The organism is Cupriavidus phytohabitans (assembly GCF_017815025.1).
Taxonomy (GTDB): Bacteria; Pseudomonadota; Gammaproteobacteria; order Burkholderiales; family Burkholderiaceae; genus Cupriavidus.
Genome location: NZ_JAGIQB010000018.1, coordinates 34373 through 49757, shown reverse-complemented (window position 1 = coordinate 49757; position 15385 = coordinate 34373). Strand labels below are relative to the sequence as shown.

At 68.0% G+C, this 15385-nt stretch carries 16 protein-coding genes; 3 read left to right on the top strand and 13 right to left on the bottom strand.

Annotation, left to right across the window (positions count from 1 at the left end):
• Window positions 1–85: 85 nt before the first annotated feature.
• The 8 genes from ptsP to J8I34_RS14565 form a co-directional block, all read right to left on the bottom strand.
• Complete coding sequence (gene ptsP / locus J8I34_RS14600; RefSeq protein WP_029046720.1) at window positions 86–1876, bottom strand: phosphoenolpyruvate--protein phosphotransferase; 1791 nt, start codon at window positions 1874–1876, stop codon at window positions 86–88.
• A gap of 58 nt (window positions 1877–1934) precedes the next feature.
• Window positions 1935–2204 carry an HPr family phosphocarrier protein gene (locus J8I34_RS14595; RefSeq protein WP_029046719.1) on the bottom strand — a complete coding sequence of 90 codons (270 nt, stop codon included), beginning with the start codon at window positions 2202–2204 and terminating at the stop codon, window positions 1935–1937.
• Entirely contained in the window at window positions 2173–2628 is a 456-nt protein-coding gene (locus J8I34_RS14590) for a PTS sugar transporter subunit IIA (RefSeq protein WP_029046718.1), read from the bottom strand. The genes J8I34_RS14595 and J8I34_RS14590 overlap by 32 nt, the downstream gene beginning before the upstream one ends.
• Window positions 2629–2705: 77 nt before the next feature.
• Entirely contained in the window at window positions 2706–3659 is a 954-nt protein-coding gene (gene gshB / locus J8I34_RS14585) for a glutathione synthase (RefSeq protein ID WP_209806333.1), read from the bottom strand.
• Window positions 3660–3683: 24 nt separating this feature from the next.
• Window positions 3684–4979, bottom strand: a complete 1296-nt coding sequence (gene gshA / locus J8I34_RS14580) for a glutamate--cysteine ligase (protein WP_209776665.1) — start codon at window positions 4977–4979, stop codon at window positions 3684–3686.
• 538 nt (window positions 4980–5517) lie between these two features.
• Window positions 5518–7077 carry an ammonium transporter gene (locus J8I34_RS14575; protein ID WP_209806332.1) on the bottom strand — a complete coding sequence of 520 codons (1560 nt, stop codon included), beginning with the start codon at window positions 7075–7077 and terminating at the stop codon, window positions 5518–5520.
• A 32-nt stretch (window positions 7078–7109) separates the two neighbouring features.
• Window positions 7110–7448, bottom strand: coding sequence for a P-II family nitrogen regulator (locus J8I34_RS14570; RefSeq protein WP_010814843.1), 339 nt, complete (start codon window positions 7446–7448; stop codon window positions 7110–7112).
• A gap of 54 nt (window positions 7449–7502) precedes the next feature.
• Window positions 7503–8297 (bottom strand): TorF family putative porin, encoded by a 795-nt coding sequence (locus J8I34_RS14565; protein ID WP_029046714.1) that lies wholly within the window; start codon window positions 8295–8297, stop codon window positions 7503–7505.
• 391 nt (window positions 8298–8688) lie between these two features.
• Here J8I34_RS14565 and J8I34_RS14560 point away from each other — a divergent pair, with 391 nt between their 5' ends.
• A complete protein-coding gene (locus J8I34_RS14560) occupies window positions 8689–8967 on the top strand; it encodes an accessory factor UbiK family protein (protein ID WP_029046713.1) in 279 nt (92 codons plus the stop codon).
• A gap of 106 nt (window positions 8968–9073) precedes the next feature.
• Entirely contained in the window at window positions 9074–10618 is a 1545-nt protein-coding gene (locus tag J8I34_RS14555; RefSeq protein ID WP_209776659.1) for a YifB family Mg chelatase-like AAA ATPase, read from the top strand.
• A gap of 10 nt (window positions 10619–10628) precedes the next feature.
• On the opposite strand, the gene zwf is transcribed toward J8I34_RS14555, so the two are convergent.
• Window positions 10629–12116, bottom strand: coding sequence for a glucose-6-phosphate dehydrogenase (zwf, locus tag J8I34_RS14550; RefSeq protein ID WP_029046711.1), 1488 nt, complete (start codon window positions 12114–12116; stop codon window positions 10629–10631).
• A gap of 46 nt (window positions 12117–12162) precedes the next feature.
• Window positions 12163–13296 (bottom strand): N-acetylglucosamine-6-phosphate deacetylase, encoded by a 1134-nt coding sequence (gene nagA, locus J8I34_RS14545; protein WP_209806331.1) that lies wholly within the window; start codon window positions 13294–13296, stop codon window positions 12163–12165.
• A 98-nt stretch (window positions 13297–13394) separates the two neighbouring features.
• Here nagA and J8I34_RS14540 point away from each other — a divergent pair, with 98 nt between their 5' ends.
• The gene (locus tag J8I34_RS14540; protein ID WP_209806330.1) at window positions 13395–13673 is read left to right on the top strand and encodes a hypothetical protein; all 279 of its coding nucleotides are present in this window, start codon (window positions 13395–13397) and stop codon (window positions 13671–13673) included.
• Here the strand turns inward: J8I34_RS14540 and J8I34_RS14535 are convergent.
• From J8I34_RS14535 to J8I34_RS14525, 3 genes are all read right to left on the bottom strand, one after another.
• The gene (locus J8I34_RS14535; protein WP_209806329.1) at window positions 13664–13834 is read right to left on the bottom strand and encodes a hypothetical protein; all 171 of its coding nucleotides are present in this window, start codon (window positions 13832–13834) and stop codon (window positions 13664–13666) included. The genes J8I34_RS14540 and J8I34_RS14535 overlap by 10 nt on opposite strands.
• A gap of 71 nt (window positions 13835–13905) precedes the next feature.
• Window positions 13906–14553: a LysE family transporter gene (locus tag J8I34_RS14530; RefSeq protein WP_209776648.1), complete on the bottom strand. Its 648-nt coding sequence runs from the start codon at window positions 14551–14553 to the stop codon at window positions 13906–13908.
• A gap of 87 nt (window positions 14554–14640) precedes the next feature.
• Complete coding sequence (locus J8I34_RS14525; RefSeq protein ID WP_209806328.1) at window positions 14641–15270, bottom strand: hypothetical protein; 630 nt, start codon at window positions 15268–15270, stop codon at window positions 14641–14643.
• Between the last annotated feature and the right edge of the window lie 115 nt (window positions 15271–15385).

Genomic DNA, 15385 nt, shown 5'->3' with positions numbered 1-15385 from the left:
GAAAAGAAGGCGGCGGAAGCAGCACTCATCGAGCCGCTCAAGTGCCTTGCCTGTCGCCTCGCGCCCTCAGAAAACCATGATGTTGTCAGGGTCTGGCGATCTGGCTCAGCGCGGCCGCAAGATCCTCGGGATCATAGGCATTGAGCACCTGGTCGACCAGCGGCCCCAGGTGCTCGCAATTGGCGTGCAGGATTTCCTGCTTGACCCGCAGCAGCTGCGCGGGGTGCATCGAGAACTCGCGCAGGCCCATGCCCAGCAGCAGCCGCGTCATGGAAGGGTCGCCCGCCATCTCGCCGCACACTGCCACCGGAACACCGGCGCGGTTGGCCTCGCGGATGGTGCGCGCCACCAGTTGCAGCACGGCCGGGTGCAGCGGATCGAACAGGTGCGCCACGGCGTTGTCGGCGCGGTCGATCGCCAGCGTGTACTGGATCAGGTCGTTGGTGCCGATGGACAGGAAATCCATCTTGCGCAGGAACAGCGGCAGCAGCAGCACCGCCGCCGGGATCTCGATCATGGCGCCGACCTTCATGCCGGGGTCGTACGGCTCGCCGCGCTCGTCCAGCTGGCGCTTGGCCTTGGCGATCAGCGCCAGGGTCTGGTCGATCTCGCTGGCGTGCGCCAGCATCGGCACCAGCAGCCGCACCGGACCAAAGGCCGAGGCGCGCAGCAGCGCCCGCAACTGGGTCAGGAACATGGTCGGTTCCGACAGCGACCAGCGAATCGCGCGCAGCCCCAGCGCCGGGTTCAGCGCCGTCTCGAAGTCATCGCCCCGCCCGTCGCCCCGGCCATCGCGTCCGTCGCGGCCGTCGAGCGGCTTGTCGGCGCCGATATCGATGGTGCGGATGGTCACCGGCAGCCCGTGCATGGCATCCACCGCGGCGCGATAGGCCTGGAACTGCTCTTCCTCGTCCGGCAGATCGCCGCGCCGGTTCATGAACAGGAACTCGGAGCGGAACAGGCCGACGCCCACCGCGCCCGCAGACAGCGCGGCGCCGGCGTCCTCGGCCATCTCGATATTGGCGAGCAGCTCGATCTCAAGCCCGTCCAGCGTCACCGCAGGGGTATGGCGCAGCCGCTGCAGGCGCTTCTTCTCCAGCGCGCGCTCGCTCTGCCGGTGGCGGTATTCCTCGAGGATGATGGCGCTTGGGTCGACGATCACCAGCCCGGCATCGCCGTCGATGATGATCCAGTCGTCCTGGCGGATCAGCTCGCTCGCACTCTGCACCCCCACAGCGGCCGGGATATCCAGGCTGCGCGCGACGATGGCGGTGTGCGAGGTGCGCCCGCCCAGGTCGGTGACAAAGCCGTGGAAAACAGTGTGCCGGAACTGCAGCATGTCGGCCGGGGCGATGTCGTGGGCCACCACGATCACGCCCGGCGCCGGTTCGCCGTCGGCCGCCAGTGCCGGCACCGGCGCCGGTACCAGCACGGGGGCGCCGGCCAGCGCCTTCAGGATGCGCTCGACCACCTGCTGGATATCGGCCTTGCGCTCGCGCAGGTATTCGTCCTCGATCTCGTCGAACTGGCGCATCAGTTCTTCGAGCCGCGTGGTGAGTGCCCACTCTGCGTTGTAGCGGCGGCCCCGGATCAGCGCCTCGGGCTCGCGTGCCAGCGCCTCGTCGTCGAGGATCATCGCATGCACGTCGAGGAAGGCGCCCATTTCCTCGGGCGCCTCGCGCGGCAGGTCGCGCTTGAGCGCCGCCAGTTCCGCGCGCACCGCGGCGCGGGCGGCGCGCAGCCGCTCGACCTCGGCGTCGAGCTGGTCTTCATCGACCAGGTAGTGCGACACGTCCAGCGCCGCGGGCGCGAGCAGGTGCGCGCGACCGATGGCGACGCCGCGCGAGACCGGGATGCCGTGCAGGGCGAAAGGCATGTACCGCTCCGTCAGGAACGTTTAAGAATTCGAAGTTGCGGGACCGGGGCCACCGGCCTCACTCTCCCTCACCAAAACGGTTGGCGATCAGCGCCAGCAACGCGTCCATGGCCTCCTGCTCGTCGGGCCCGTCGGTCTCGAGGGTCACCGTGGAGCCGATGCCGGCCGCCAGCATCATCACGCCCATGATGCTCTTGGCATCGACCTGGCGACCATTGCGGGACATCTTGACCTGGCTGACGAAGCTGCCTGCGAGCTGGGTCAGCTTGGCGGACGCGCGTGCATGCAGTCCGAGCTTATTGATGATGGTGGTGTCCCTCTGCAGCATATTTGTCGGGATGGTTGGCGGTTTGGTTCTGTACGGTGGTGGTGCCGATCTGCAGCACGCCCTGCGAGCCGCCGGCCAGCGCCTTGTTGACGAGCTGGTCGAGCTTCTCGGAGCGGTAGCAGATGGCGCGCACGAGCATGGGGAGGTTGACGCCGGCGAGCACGCGCACGCGGCCCGGCTCGGCCAGGCGCGCGGCGATATTGGCCGGGGTGGCGCCGAAGATATCGGTCAGGACCAGCGCGCCGTTGTCTTCGCAGACGGCGGCCAGGCGGCGCCTGGCCTCGGCCAGCACCGCGGCGGGGTCCGCGTCGGGAAGGACGTCGATGGCTTCCAGCCGCTGCGGCTGGCCGCAGTAGACGTGGGCGGCGCAATCGCGCAGGGCCGAAGCCAGCGGGGTGTGCGCGATGATCAGGATGCCTGCCATGATGGTGAATCCGTTGGATTGCCCAGATTGTAGCAGGCGGCCCCCCGCGCTCCCGCTGCCAGCCGGGATGGTTCCGCTCAGCTGCCGGCGGCGCCCACGGCGTGTTCCAGCGCGTCGATGAACATCGCCGCGACGTGGAACCCGGTTTGCTGGGTGATTTCCTGGAAGCAGGTCGGACTCGTCACATTGACTTCAGTCAGGTAGTCGCCGATCACGTCCAGGCCCACCAGCAGCAGGCCCTGTTCCCACAGCCCCGGCGCCAGCGACTCGGCGATCTCGCGGTCGCGCTGGCTCAGCTCCTGCGCGCGGCCGCTGCCGCCGGCGGCCAGGTTGCCGCGCACCTCGCCGGCCATCGGTACGCGCGCCAGCGAATACGGCACCGGCACCCCGCCGATCAGCAGGATGCGCTTGTCGCCGTCCTTGATCGCCGGGATATAGCGCTGCACCATCAGGGTGCGGGCGCCGTCCTGGCCCAGCGTCTCGACGATGGCGGCCAGGTTCATGCCGTCCTTGCCCACCCGGAACACGCCCATGCCGCCCATGCCGTCGAGCGGCTTGACGATGATGTCGCGGTGCTCGGCATGGAAGTCGCGGATACGCGCCAGGTCGCGCGTGACCAGCGTCGGCGTGATGAATTCCGGATGCTGGGCGATCGCCAGCTTCTCGGAATGATCGCGGATTGCGCGCGGCTTGTTGAACACGCGCGCGCCCTGCTGCTCGGCCAGTTCCAGCAGCCAGGTGCTGGTGACGTACTCCATGTCGAACGGCGGGTCCTTGCGCATCAGCACCGCGTCGAAGGCGGACAGCGGCTCCAGCGCGCTGTTGCCTTCACGGTACCAGGCCTGGTCGTCCCCCGTCAGGTGCAGGCGCGTGGCCAGCGTCTCGACGGTGCTGCCCGACAGGCACAGCTGCGGCTGCAGGCACCAGTACAGCTCGTGGCCGCGCGCGGCGGCCTCGGTCATCATGGCGTAGGTGGAGTCCTTGTAGGTCTTGAAGGTCTCCAGCGGATCGGTGATGAAGAGGATGCGCATCAGTCAGGGCTCGTCAGGAGGTCGTCACAGGATCGGGTTCGGGTCAGTCTTTTCGAGTTCGATCGACGCCGCCAGCAGCGCCAGCCGCGCCACCACGCCGTACATGTAGAAGCGGTTCGGCACCGCCGCGCCCGGCTTGGCGTGGGTGTCGGGAATACCGTTGGGCGCGAACGCCAGCGGCACGAAATGCATGCCCGGTGCGTTCAGGTTCTCGTCGTTGCCGCGGCCGGTATGCACGCGGTAGAAGCCGCCCACCACGTAGCGGTCGATCATGTAGACCACCGGCTCGGCCACCGCCTCGTTGATCTTCTCGAAGGTGTGCACGCCCTCCTGGATGATGACGTCGCTGACCTCCAGGCCTTCCTTGACCACGCTCATCTTGTTGCGCTCTTTGCGGTTCAGGCCCTTGACCTCGGACGGGTCGCGCACGGTCATGATGCCCATGCCGTAGGTGCCGGCATCGGCCTTGACCACCACGTACGGCGTTTCCTTGATGCCGTACTCGCGGTACTTCTTGGCGATCTTCTTCAGCACACCTTCGACCGCGTCAGCCAGCTCTTCCTCGCCCACGCGCTCATGGAAGTTCACGCCGCTGGTGCGGGCAAAGTACGGGTTGACCATCCATTGGTCGATATCGATCAGCTTGGCGAACTTCTTCGCCACCTCGTCGTAGGCGGCAAAGTGGCTGCTCTTGCGGCGGGTCGACCAGCCGGCATGCAGCGGCGGCAGCAGGTACTGCTCGTTGATGTTCTCAAGGATCGGCGGGATCCCGGCCGACAGGTCGTTGTTCAGCAGGATCGAACAGGGATCGAAGTCCTTCAGCCCCAGCCGGCGGCCCTTGGTGCCCAGGCGCGCCAGCGGCTCGACCACCAGCGTCTGGCCGTCGGGCAACTCGATCGGTGTCGGCTCGGTGATTTCCTCGGACAGCGAACCAAGGCGCACATTCAGCCCCGCCTGGCGCATGATCAGCGACAGCCGCGCCACGTTCTGCAGGTAGAACATGTTGCGCGTGTGACGCTCGGGAATCAGCAGCAGGTTCTTGGCATCCGGGCAGATCTTTTCAATCGCCGCCATCGCAGCCTGCACGGCGAGCGGGAGCATTTCCGGGGCCAGGTTGTTGAAGCCGCCCGGGAACAGGTTAGTGTCGACCGGCGCCAGCTTGAAGCCGGCGTTGCGCAGGTCCACCGAACAATAGAACGGGGGCGTATGCTCCTGCCATTCCAGCCTGAACCAGCGCTCGATCGACGGGGTGGCGTCCAGGATCTTCTTCTCCAGTTCGAGCAGAGGACCGTTCAGCGCGGTGATGAGATGCGGGACCATATCCATCCTATAGATCGTCTTTATCGTTCGCCCCGATTGTAGAGGAACGGCCAAACAGGCGCTGGCACACTCCTGATAAGGATATGCAGGCCATGGCATAAGGGATAACGATATGGGGACGCCGCGCGGGAAATAAAGGGCCGGGGAAAGGCCAATGGCAGCGGGCAAAAAAAAGCGCGGCATGGCCGCGCTTTTAAATGGCCTGACAGATACGGGGAGCGTTTCTGCAGGTGGAGGAAACTGCCTCACTGGCAATGTATGTGCCCCGGACATTAAAGACAATTGAAGCTTTTTAAGATCGGAGTTAAGCACTTTGCGAAAAACCCGCGCGCGTGCCGGGGGAATCGGCTGCCAACCCGCGCCGCCATTGGGCTGGCGGCTTTTGCGAGTATTCTCCGCGCGGCCGCCCCGCAGTCCGGGGTTGCGTGGCGGCCGGCCATAATGTCCGCTTTACAAGACGAAAAAAGCCCGGCACGCGGCCGGGCGAAACTCCTGAGAGACGATTCCCAATCAGCTCTCCAGCACAACACCTTTGGCTTCAGGCTTCATATGCGGTCTCGCCGTGCGAGGTGATATCCAGGCCCTCGCGCTCTTCATCTTCCGGCACCCGCAGGCCGATGAGCATGTCCACTAGCTTGTAGGCCACGAAGGACACGATGCCCGACCACACCACCGTGGTCAGCACACCCTCGAACTGGATCCACAGCTGGCCGGCAATCGAATAGTCTTCGGCCACCTTGTTGGCCACGTAGTCGTAGATGCCGGTGCCGCCCAGGCTCGGCGCCGCGAACACGCCGGTCAGCAGCGCGCCCACGATGCCGCCCACGCCGTGCACGCCGAACACGTCGAGCGAGTCGTCCATGCCCAGCATGCGCTTCAGGCCGGTCACGCCCCACAGGCACAGCAGGCCAGCCACCAGGCCCATCGCGATCGAGCCCATCGGGCCGACAAAACCAGCTGCCGGGGTGATCGCCACCAGGCCGGCCACCGCGCCCGAGGCACCGCCCAGCATCGACGGCTTGCCCTTGCCGATCCACTCGCCGAAGGTCCACGCCAGCACCGCGGCGCAGGTCGCCAGCAGCGTGTTGACGAAGGCCAGGGCGGCACCGGCGCTGGCTTCCAGGCCCGAGCCGGCGTTGAAGCCGAACCAGCCGAACCACAGCAGCGAGGCACCGACCATGGTGAAGGTCAGGCTGTGCGGACGGATCGCCTCGCGGCCGAAGCCGATGCGCTTGCCGAACAGGTACGCGCCCACCAGGCCCGCCACGGCGGCGTTGATGTGCACCACGGTGCCGCCCGCGTAGTCGAGCGCGCCCTTCTGGAACAGCCAGCCCGACTTGGCGGTCGCGGCAGCGCCGGCGGCAGCGTCGGTGTAGGCGTCAGGACCCGGCCAGAACCAGACCATGTGCGCCATCGGGATGTAGGCGAAGGTGAACCACAGCACCACGAACACCAGCACGGCCGAGAACTTGGCGCGCTCGGCGAAGGCGCCGATGATCAGGCCGCAGGTGATGCAGGCGAAGGCGCACTGGAAGGCGAAGAAGCCCAGTTCCGGGATCACCACGCCCTTGCTGAAGGTGGCCGCCATGGCTTCCACCGTCAGCCCCTTCATGAAGAGCCGGTCGGTGCCGCCGAAGAAGGCGTTGCCCTCGGTGAAGGCGAAGCTGTAGCCGTAGATCGCCCACAGCAGCGCCACCAGCGAGAAGATCACCAGGCACTGCATCAGCACCGACAGCATGTTCTTGGAACGCACCAGGCCGCCGTAGAACAGCGCCAGGCCCGGCAGCGTCATCAGGATGACGAAGGCGGTGGCCACCAGCAACCAGGCCACGTCGCCCTTGTTGGGCTGCGGCGCGGCCGGTGCGGCGGCGGCTTCAGCAGGAGCGGCCGGAGCCGCCGCCGCTGGGGCGGCAGCCGGCGCGGCCGCTGGTGCCGCCGCAGCGGCGGCGGGAGCGGGGGCCGCCGAGACGGCCGGGGCCGAAGCCTCCGCCGCCGGCTTGTCCTGTGCGGCGGCCGGCGCGGACATGCCCACACCGGCCGTGCCGATGGCCAGCGCCATCGCGCCCGCCGTCAGGAATCGCTTGATCCAGGTTTTCATGTGATTAACCTCTGTCTCTATGCTGTCTTGGGTCACAGGGCATCGCCGCCGGTCTCGCCGGTGCGGATGCGGATGACTTGCTCGATCGGTGCCACGAAGATCTTGCCGTCGCCGATCTTGCCGGTGCGGGCCGACTTCTCGACCGCCTCGATGGCGCGCTCGACCACGTCGTCGGGCACGGCCACCTCGATCTTCACCTTGGGCAGGAAGTCGACGATGTACTCGGCGCCGCGGTACAGCTCGGTATGGCCCTTCTGGCGGCCGAAGCCTTTCACTTCGGTCACGGTGATGCCGGACACGCCCACGTCCGACAGCGCTTCGCGCACCTCGTCGAGCTTGAACGGCTTGATGACTGCGATGATGAGTTTCATCCGGATTCTCCTTGGGGCAGGCTCTGCTCCGGCCAGCCCGGCCTGCAGCGGTGATTAGAAAGTCTTGGTGATCGAGGCCCAGGCCGTCGCCTTGCCGAGGTAGCGGCCGCGGTTGGCGCTGGTGTACGCCACTTCCTTGGCATTGGTGTCGACGTAGGCCACCGCCAGCGCGAAGCCCTTGCCCAGGTCCTTGGTCAGGCCGATCTTCCAGTCGGTGTAGGACGCGTCGCTGTTGTGCTTGACGCCCTGGTAACCGACGTGCGCGTTCAGCGTCAGGTCCCAGAAGTTCAGCGGCACGTTGGCCGTCAGGTCGACGTAGTAGCTGTTCTTGCTGTCGGCCCAGCCGAACAGGTTTGTGACCGAATGCGAGTACTTCAGGAACACCGGTCCCCAGCCGATGCCGGCATACAGCTCGGTGGTGTACGGGCGCGGGTTGTTGTAGCCGCCCGGGTAGTAGTACTCGAGCACGCCCAGGTCGTAGTTCAGTTCCACGCCCGACACCTTGAAGGTGTTCTTGAAGCCGCCGTAGAAGTCCATCTCGACCGGCGCTGAAACTGCCGGGTTGGCGTCCTCGAGCCAGCTGATGCTCGAGTTCCAGTTGCCCACGTAGAAGCCGCTCTCATGCGCGTAGTCGAAGCCCCCCTGGATGGCCGGACGCAGGTTGGTCTGGCTGATGCCGCGATAGCGGTAGTCAGAGACCAGCGACACGTTGGCCGTGAAGGTGTGCGGCGATGCCGGCTCGGCAGCGGCGGCAGCGGGCGCCGGAGCCGCGTCGGTGCTCTGCGCAACGGCCGTGACGGCGGCGCTGGACAGGACGACCGCGCTGACTGCAAGGGCCAACTTCTTCATGGATTTTTTCTCCTTTTCCTTGATGGCTCGGATTTCGTTTGTTTGTATTTCGGTGAGGCAGGCGGCATCACTACTGCAACTGCCGTGCCAGCCGATCGGAAAGCGCACGGCGCGGGCAGGCCTCGCCCGTCGCAGTGAGCCGGCAGCGACCCACACCTCTCTTGAATCTGCCTTGCAGCCAAGGCAAATCACGTTAAAAGGTGTAAAGACGGACACGCCGGAGCTTTCGTCCACGTGCAGTAGGGGCGATAATCGAATTCTGACGGTGGCTGCGCGCGGCCCGGCCGCGAGGCTCCGCCCGTATTGGGGGCGCCCTAAACCTGTGCGAAAGCGCGCTATACGCCAGATGCCCACCGGGATTGGCACCAGTTAGGTGCGCAAAGGAGAAACCATGAAACCGACCGATCTCTTCAACGACCTGCAGAACAAGGTCAGCGAGGCGCTGCGCAATTCGCCTGCAAGGGACATCGAGAAGAACGTGCGCAGCATGATGACGCAGGGCTTCGCCCGGCTCGACCTGGTCACCCGCGAGGAATTCGACGTCCAGTCGCAGGTGCTGGCCCGTACCCGCTCCCGGCTCGAAGAGCTGGAAGCCCGCGTGGCCGAGCTGGAGCGCCGCGCAGGCATCCCGCCGGGCGCCGGCGCGGTGGACTCGACCGGGGGCGCATGAAGCCGTCGGTCAGGCTTCGCTCCACCAGCCTGTCTGAAGGCCGCCAATGCTGGCGGCCTTTTTCGTTAACAAATCGGCGACAGTCCGATCCCTTGGGAGGCCCGGCATGAGCCTCGCCGTCCTGGGCAGCCGGGCTCTGACCGGCATCGCGGCGCCGCCGGTGCGTGTCGAAACCCATCTGGCCAACGGCCTGCCGGTATTCACCATCGTCGGCCTGGCGGACACCGGCGTGCGAGAGAGCCGAGAGCGCGTGCGCGCCGCCATCCTCAACAGCGGCTACGAGTTCCCCAACCGGCGCATCACTGTCAACCTGGCGCCGGCCGACCTGCCCAAGGAATCCGGCCGCTTCGACCTGGCGATCGCGCTCGGCATCCTGGCCGCCAGCGGCCAGATCCCGGCCGATGCGCTCGACCATCATGAATTCGCCGCCGAGCTGTCGCTGTCCGGCGAGCTGCGGCCGGTGCGCGGCGCGTTGGCCATGGCGATGGGGCTGGCGCAGGACAACGCCGTGCGCCACGCTGCCGGCGCCGCCCCATGCGCTTTCCTGGTGGCGCGCGACAACGGTCCCGAAGCGGCATTGATCGAAGACCTGCCAGTCCACGCCGCCGTCACGCTGCGCGAGGTGTGCGAGCACCTCGGTGGCCGGCCGGACGCCCGCCTGCCGCGCGCCGCCCCCGCCGCGCTGCCCAGGTCGGTCGCCAGCGGCCCCGACATGCGCGACGTGCGCGGCCAGGCGCAGGCGCGCCGGGCCATGGAAGTGGCCGCGGCAGGCCAGCACTCGGTCTTGCTGGTCGGCCCGCCTGGCACTGGCAAGTCGATGCTGGCGCAGCGCCTGCCGGGCCTGCTGCCGCCGATGTCGCTGCAGGAGGCACTGGAATCCGCCGCGGTCATGAGCCTGACGCCGGGCGGCTTCCGTACCGCGCTGTGGGGCCAGCGCCCCTGTCGCGCGCCGCACCACACCGCGTCGGGCCCGGCCATGGTCGGCGGCGGCGGCAACCCGCGCCCCGGCGAGATCTCGCTGGCGCATCACGGTGTCCTGTTCCTCGATGAACTGCCGGAGTTCGACCGCCGGGTCCTGGAAGTCCTGCGAGAGCCGCTGGAGTCGGGCCGCATCACCATCGCGCGCGCCAACGGACATGCCGACTTCCCTGCCAGCTTCCAGTTTGTGGCGGCGATGAACCCGTGCCCGTGCGGCTACCTGGGCCATCCCGACCGCCCCTGCCGCTGCACGCCCGACCAGGTGCGGCGCTACCAGTCGCGCATTTCCGGGCCGATGCTCGACCGGATCGATTTGCAGGTGGAAGTGCCCGCCCAGGACCAGGGCGAGATGCTCGACGGCCCGCCAGGCGAACCCAGCGCCGCGGTGCGCGAGCGCGCGCTGGCGGCGCGCATGCTGCAACTGGCGCGGCAGGGCAAGCCCAACAGCGAGCTGGGCGGACGCGAGATCGAGCAGCACTGCCAGCTGGAACCGCAGGCACAGGCGCTGCTGCGCGGGGCGATGGTGCGGCTGTCGTGGTCGGCGCGCTCATACTTCCGCGTGCTGAAGGTGGCGCGCACGATTGCCGATCTGGAAAACGCGGCGGTGCTGACAGCCGCGCACGTTGCCGAGGCGATCCAGTATCGGCGGGCGCTGCGGATGGCGCCGGGCTAGGCGCGCCCCCTCATGCTTCCTCCGACCACTGCACGCCCTCCCGCGCCATGAATGCCGACGACGCCGCCGGCCCCCACGTGCCCGCGGTATAGGGCCGCGGCCCTTCGTCCTGCTGCCGCCACGCCTCCAGGATCGGGTCGACCCAGGTCCATGCGGCCTGCAGCTCGTCATGCCTCACGAACAACGCCAGCCGGCCGCGGATCACGTCGAGCAGCAGCCGTTCATAGGCCTCGGCGCGCCGCGTGGTGAAAGCCGAGTCGAGGTTCAGCGCCAGGCTCAGCGGCTTGAGCTTCATGCCCTCGCCTGGCTGCTTGACCATCAGCGTGAGCCGCACCGATTCCTCCGGCTGCAGGCGGATCACCATGCGGTTGGGCTGCAGCGTGCTGCCGCTGTCGAAAATCGAATGCGGCACCTCGGCGAAGTGGATCACCACCTCGGACACGCGCTCCTGCATGCGCTTGCCGGTGCGCAGGTAGAACGGCACCTTGTTCCAGCGCCAGGTCCCCAGCTCGGCGCGCATCGCGACAAAGGTCTCGGTGTGGCTGTCGGGCGGAATGCCGTCTTCCTGCAGGTAGCCGCGCACCAGCTCGCCGGCGATCGCGCCCGCTGTGTACTGGCCGCGCACGGTATTGCGGCGCACGTCCTCGACCGACATCGGCCGCAGCGAGCGCAGCACCTTCAGCTTCTCGTCGCGCACCGCGTCCGAGTTCAGCGACGCGGGCGGCTCCATCGCCAGGATGCTGACCAGCTGCAGCAGGTGGTTCTGCACCATGTCGCGCATCGCGCCAGCTTCGTCGTAGAAGCCGCCGCGCGTACCCACGCCCACGGTCTCGGCCACGGTGATCTGCACGCTGCGCACGAATGGCGTGCGCCACAGCGGCTCGAAGATCGAGTTGCCGAAGCGCAGCGCCATCAGGTTCTGCACCGTTTCCTTGCCGAGGTAATGGTCGATGCGGTAGGTGCGGTCTTCGCTGAAATGGCGGCGGACCACTTCGCCGATGGAAATCGCCGAGGCCAGGTCGACGCCCAGCGGTTTCTCCAGCACCAGGCGCGTGTCGCCGGCGATCAGACCATGGCCGGCGAGGTTGTCGCAGGTCGCGGCGAACAGCCCAGGCGGCATCGCCATGTAGAAAATGCGCAGCGCGTCGTTGCGCAACTGCGCCGCCAGCGCGGGATAGTCGCCAGGCTGCGACGCATCCAGCCGCACGTAGTCGAGCCGCTGCAGGAAGGCCTGCCACTTGGCCGGATCCAGATAGCGCGCATCGACAAAGCCCTGCGCACTCTCGTCGGCGAAACGGGCAAAAGCCTCGGCATCCCCGGGATGGCGGCCCACGCCGATGATGCGGGTGCCGTCGGGCAGGTTGCCGTCACGATGGCACATGTACAGCGAAGGCAGCAGCTTGCGCGCCGACAGGTCGCCGGCGCCGCCGAAAATGACGAGGTCCAGCGGCCGCGGATCGGCGCTGCCGAAGGAAGATGCGGAACGGGTGGATTGCATGGCGGGCTCCTTGCATGCCGGCGGCATTGGCGGAATGGGAAAGGGTTCAGCGCGTCCCGGTCAGTTTGCGCAGGTATTGAGCATTGTCGACACAGCATTCTCCTTCGGCATACACGCTGCGCACCGACAGCGCGCGGTCGAGCACAACCACGTCGGCCCAGCAGCCGGGAGCAAGCGCGCCGCGGTCGGTCAAGCCCAGGTACTGCGCCGGATACAGCGACACGCGCCGCGCGGCATCCTCCAGGTCGAGCCCGATCGCCACGAAATTGCGCAGCGCCTGGTCCATCGTCAGCACGCTGCCGGCCAGCGTGCCGTCAGCCAGCCGCACGCTGCCGTCCGACTTGTACACGGTCTGGCTGCCGAGGTGATAGACGCCGTCCGGCATGCCCGCCGCGGCGGTGGCATCGGTCACCGCATACAGCCGCGGGATCGCTCGCAAAGCGGCGCGGATGGCGCCGGGATGCACATGCACCAGGTCTGGGATCAATTCGGCGAATTCGGCATGCGCCAACGCCGCCGCGACCATGCCCGGCGCGCGGTGCTGCAGCGGCGTCATGGCGTTGAACAGGTGGGTAAAGCCAGACGCGCCGGCCTCGAGCGCGGCGACTGCGTCTTCATACGTGCCCAGCGTATGGCCCAGCTGCGCGCGCACGCCGCGCTTAGCCAGCATGCGGATGATGTCGAGGTGGCCAGGCAGTTCAGGCGCCAGCGTCACCACGCGGATCGGCGCCGAGTCCAGGTACTGCTCCAGCTGGCCCGGCGTGGCGATTGCCGACGCGTCGGGCTGCGCGCCAAGCTTGCCGGGATTGATATACGGTCCCTCCAGGTGCACCCCGAGCATGCGGGCCGCGCCGGGCGGCCGCGCGCGGCTGGCGCGCTCCAGTCCCTGCAGTGCCGCCAGCAGCACCTCCGGCGGCGCGGTCATGGTGCTGCCCAGCAGGCTGGTGGTGCCGTAGCGCACATGCGCACGCAGGATCGCCGGCACCGCCGCCTCGCCATCCATGAAATCTTTGCCGCCGCCACCGTGGTTGAGCAGGTCGACAAACCCCGGCAGCACGTACGGTGCATCGTTGCCGTCTGGCGTGGCAGGCACGCAGTCGATGCGCTCGATGCGCCCGTCCGGGCCGGCGTGGATCTCGCCGAAGACCCAGCCGGCAGGCGTCAGGATATTCCCTTTCATGGCAGTCCTCCCCACATCACCGGCGAACAACGCGACCGTGCCGTATGGCGAGGTGCGCTTCCACCACTCATACTTTGCGCCGAGTGTGACAAGCGTGCATGGACTTCGAGCGCCGCCGCGGGAGCCCGTGGCGCGGCAATTGCGGGAGGGGAAGGAAATCGTCAGGCTGGCCCGGCTGCCACGAACGGATCGGCAAGCCGGTGCCACGCGCCGTCATCGCCGGCCAGGAAATGGCTGCGCGCCCGGATGTCGCCGCGGACGAGCCGCTGCTGCATAGCTTGCGCACCGGCAACAGCCATGGCAACCAGCCGGTCGAGCTGACCGACGGGTCCTGCCTGAAAGGCTTCCGCGGACCGAAGCAGCTGTTTCAGCTGTAAGGCGCGGCGACGGGCGGTTCGACCGGGGGCGGGATCGGATCTTCTTCCGGCGGCAGCGGCAAGTCGGGTGGCACGCCGGGCGGCGACGGTTCTTCCACCGGGGGCACGGTATGGCGCGGCATCATGCGCGCGCCGGCGCGGGGGGTCGGCAAATCGGGCATACGGGGATCTCCGTGGCCGGGGGCACCCCCTCATTGAAGCAAACCCGGCGCGCACGCGCCAGTGCTGCGGCTCAGGCGTGCTGCCGGCGCACGAAAAACAGCGCCGCGCCAACCGCCATCAGCACGCTGCCGAAGACGCGGTTCTGCCAGCGCACCGCGCGGGCGTTGCGGAACAGGCCCTGCATGCGCGAGGCCAGCAGCGCGTAGCCATGCATCACTATCAGGTCGACGCAGCACATGGTCAATGCCAGGATTGCCAGTTGCGGCGCGAGCGGGTGGTTGGGGTCGATGAACTGCGGCAGCACCGCGACCATGAAGATGATGCCCTTGGGATTGGTCACGTTGGTCAGCAACCCGGTGGCGAAGCGGCGGCGCGCGCTCATCACCGAGACGCGCACAGGACCGGCGCCCGCGGCGCCGTCGCCGCCGCTTTCGACCCTCGTGCGCCACTGCTGCACGCCCAGGTAGATCAGGTACAGCGCGCCAACGGTCTTGACCACCATGAAGGCCTGCTCCGAGGCCAGCAGCAGCGCACCCAGGCCGCCGCCGGCAATCAGCAGCACGATCACCAGGCCAGTCTGCAGCCCGAAGATGGTGGTGCTGGTCCGGCGCAAGCCATACGACAGGCCGTGGCTCATCGACAGCACCGCCCCCGATCCCGGCGACACCGCGATCACCCAGCACGCCGCGAAATAAGCCAGCCACACTTCCCAACGCATTTCGATTCTCCTTTGACGACGACTGCCGCCGCCGCACCGACGCGGCCACGGCCCAAATCCTGTTTTCCTGCGGCGCCCTTCGGGGCGTCAGAACGGATGGAAGCCGCCGAGGAACTGCTCCACCTGCTCGGCCTGGCGCTGGTCGCGCGCGGCGTCGCCTGACTCCAGCACCACCGCCTGGTAGGCACGCGCACCCACCGCCACCAGCCGCGCGGTCAGCCGCCGTGGCGACTGGTCCTGCGGCGACACGCCGCTGGCCTGCACTTCCACGCCGGCAAGCGGCCGCCCCGGCTTGTCGGCGGTCGTGATCGTGACCGGCCGCGTGCGCGCCGGCTCGCCCGACGCCGTGCCGAGATTGGCCAGCAGGCCCGCCTGCATCGCCGCCAGCGCCTCGCGCCGCAGCGCTTCGTCATCGGCGGGCAGCGTGACCACGCCTACGGCGAACAGGGTGTCGTCGACGCGCGCCGCCTCCATCGTCATCGGCAGCTTGCGGCCGGCGATGGTGACATCGCGAGCGGCGCTGCTGGGCTTGCCGGGATAGAGCGCGGCATAGGCGCCCTCGCCGGACTGGATCGTGCGCCAGTCGTAGCGCGGCGAGCAGGCGCAGAGGGCCAGCGCGGCGCATATGGCGGCGCGGCGCAACATGGGACTGCGGGCCAGGCTGCTCAGGCTGCGAACGGTAGCGGCAGGGCTCGGCGGGGGCGAAAGAGGACGCATGGGGAAGCGTGTGGCGGGCAGCGCGCGCAGGCCATGGAGCGGCTCTGGCGGCCGCCGTCGCCTTCGGGCGGAAACCGGTATTATCGCGGAAGCTGCGCCCCGGTGCATGGTGCGC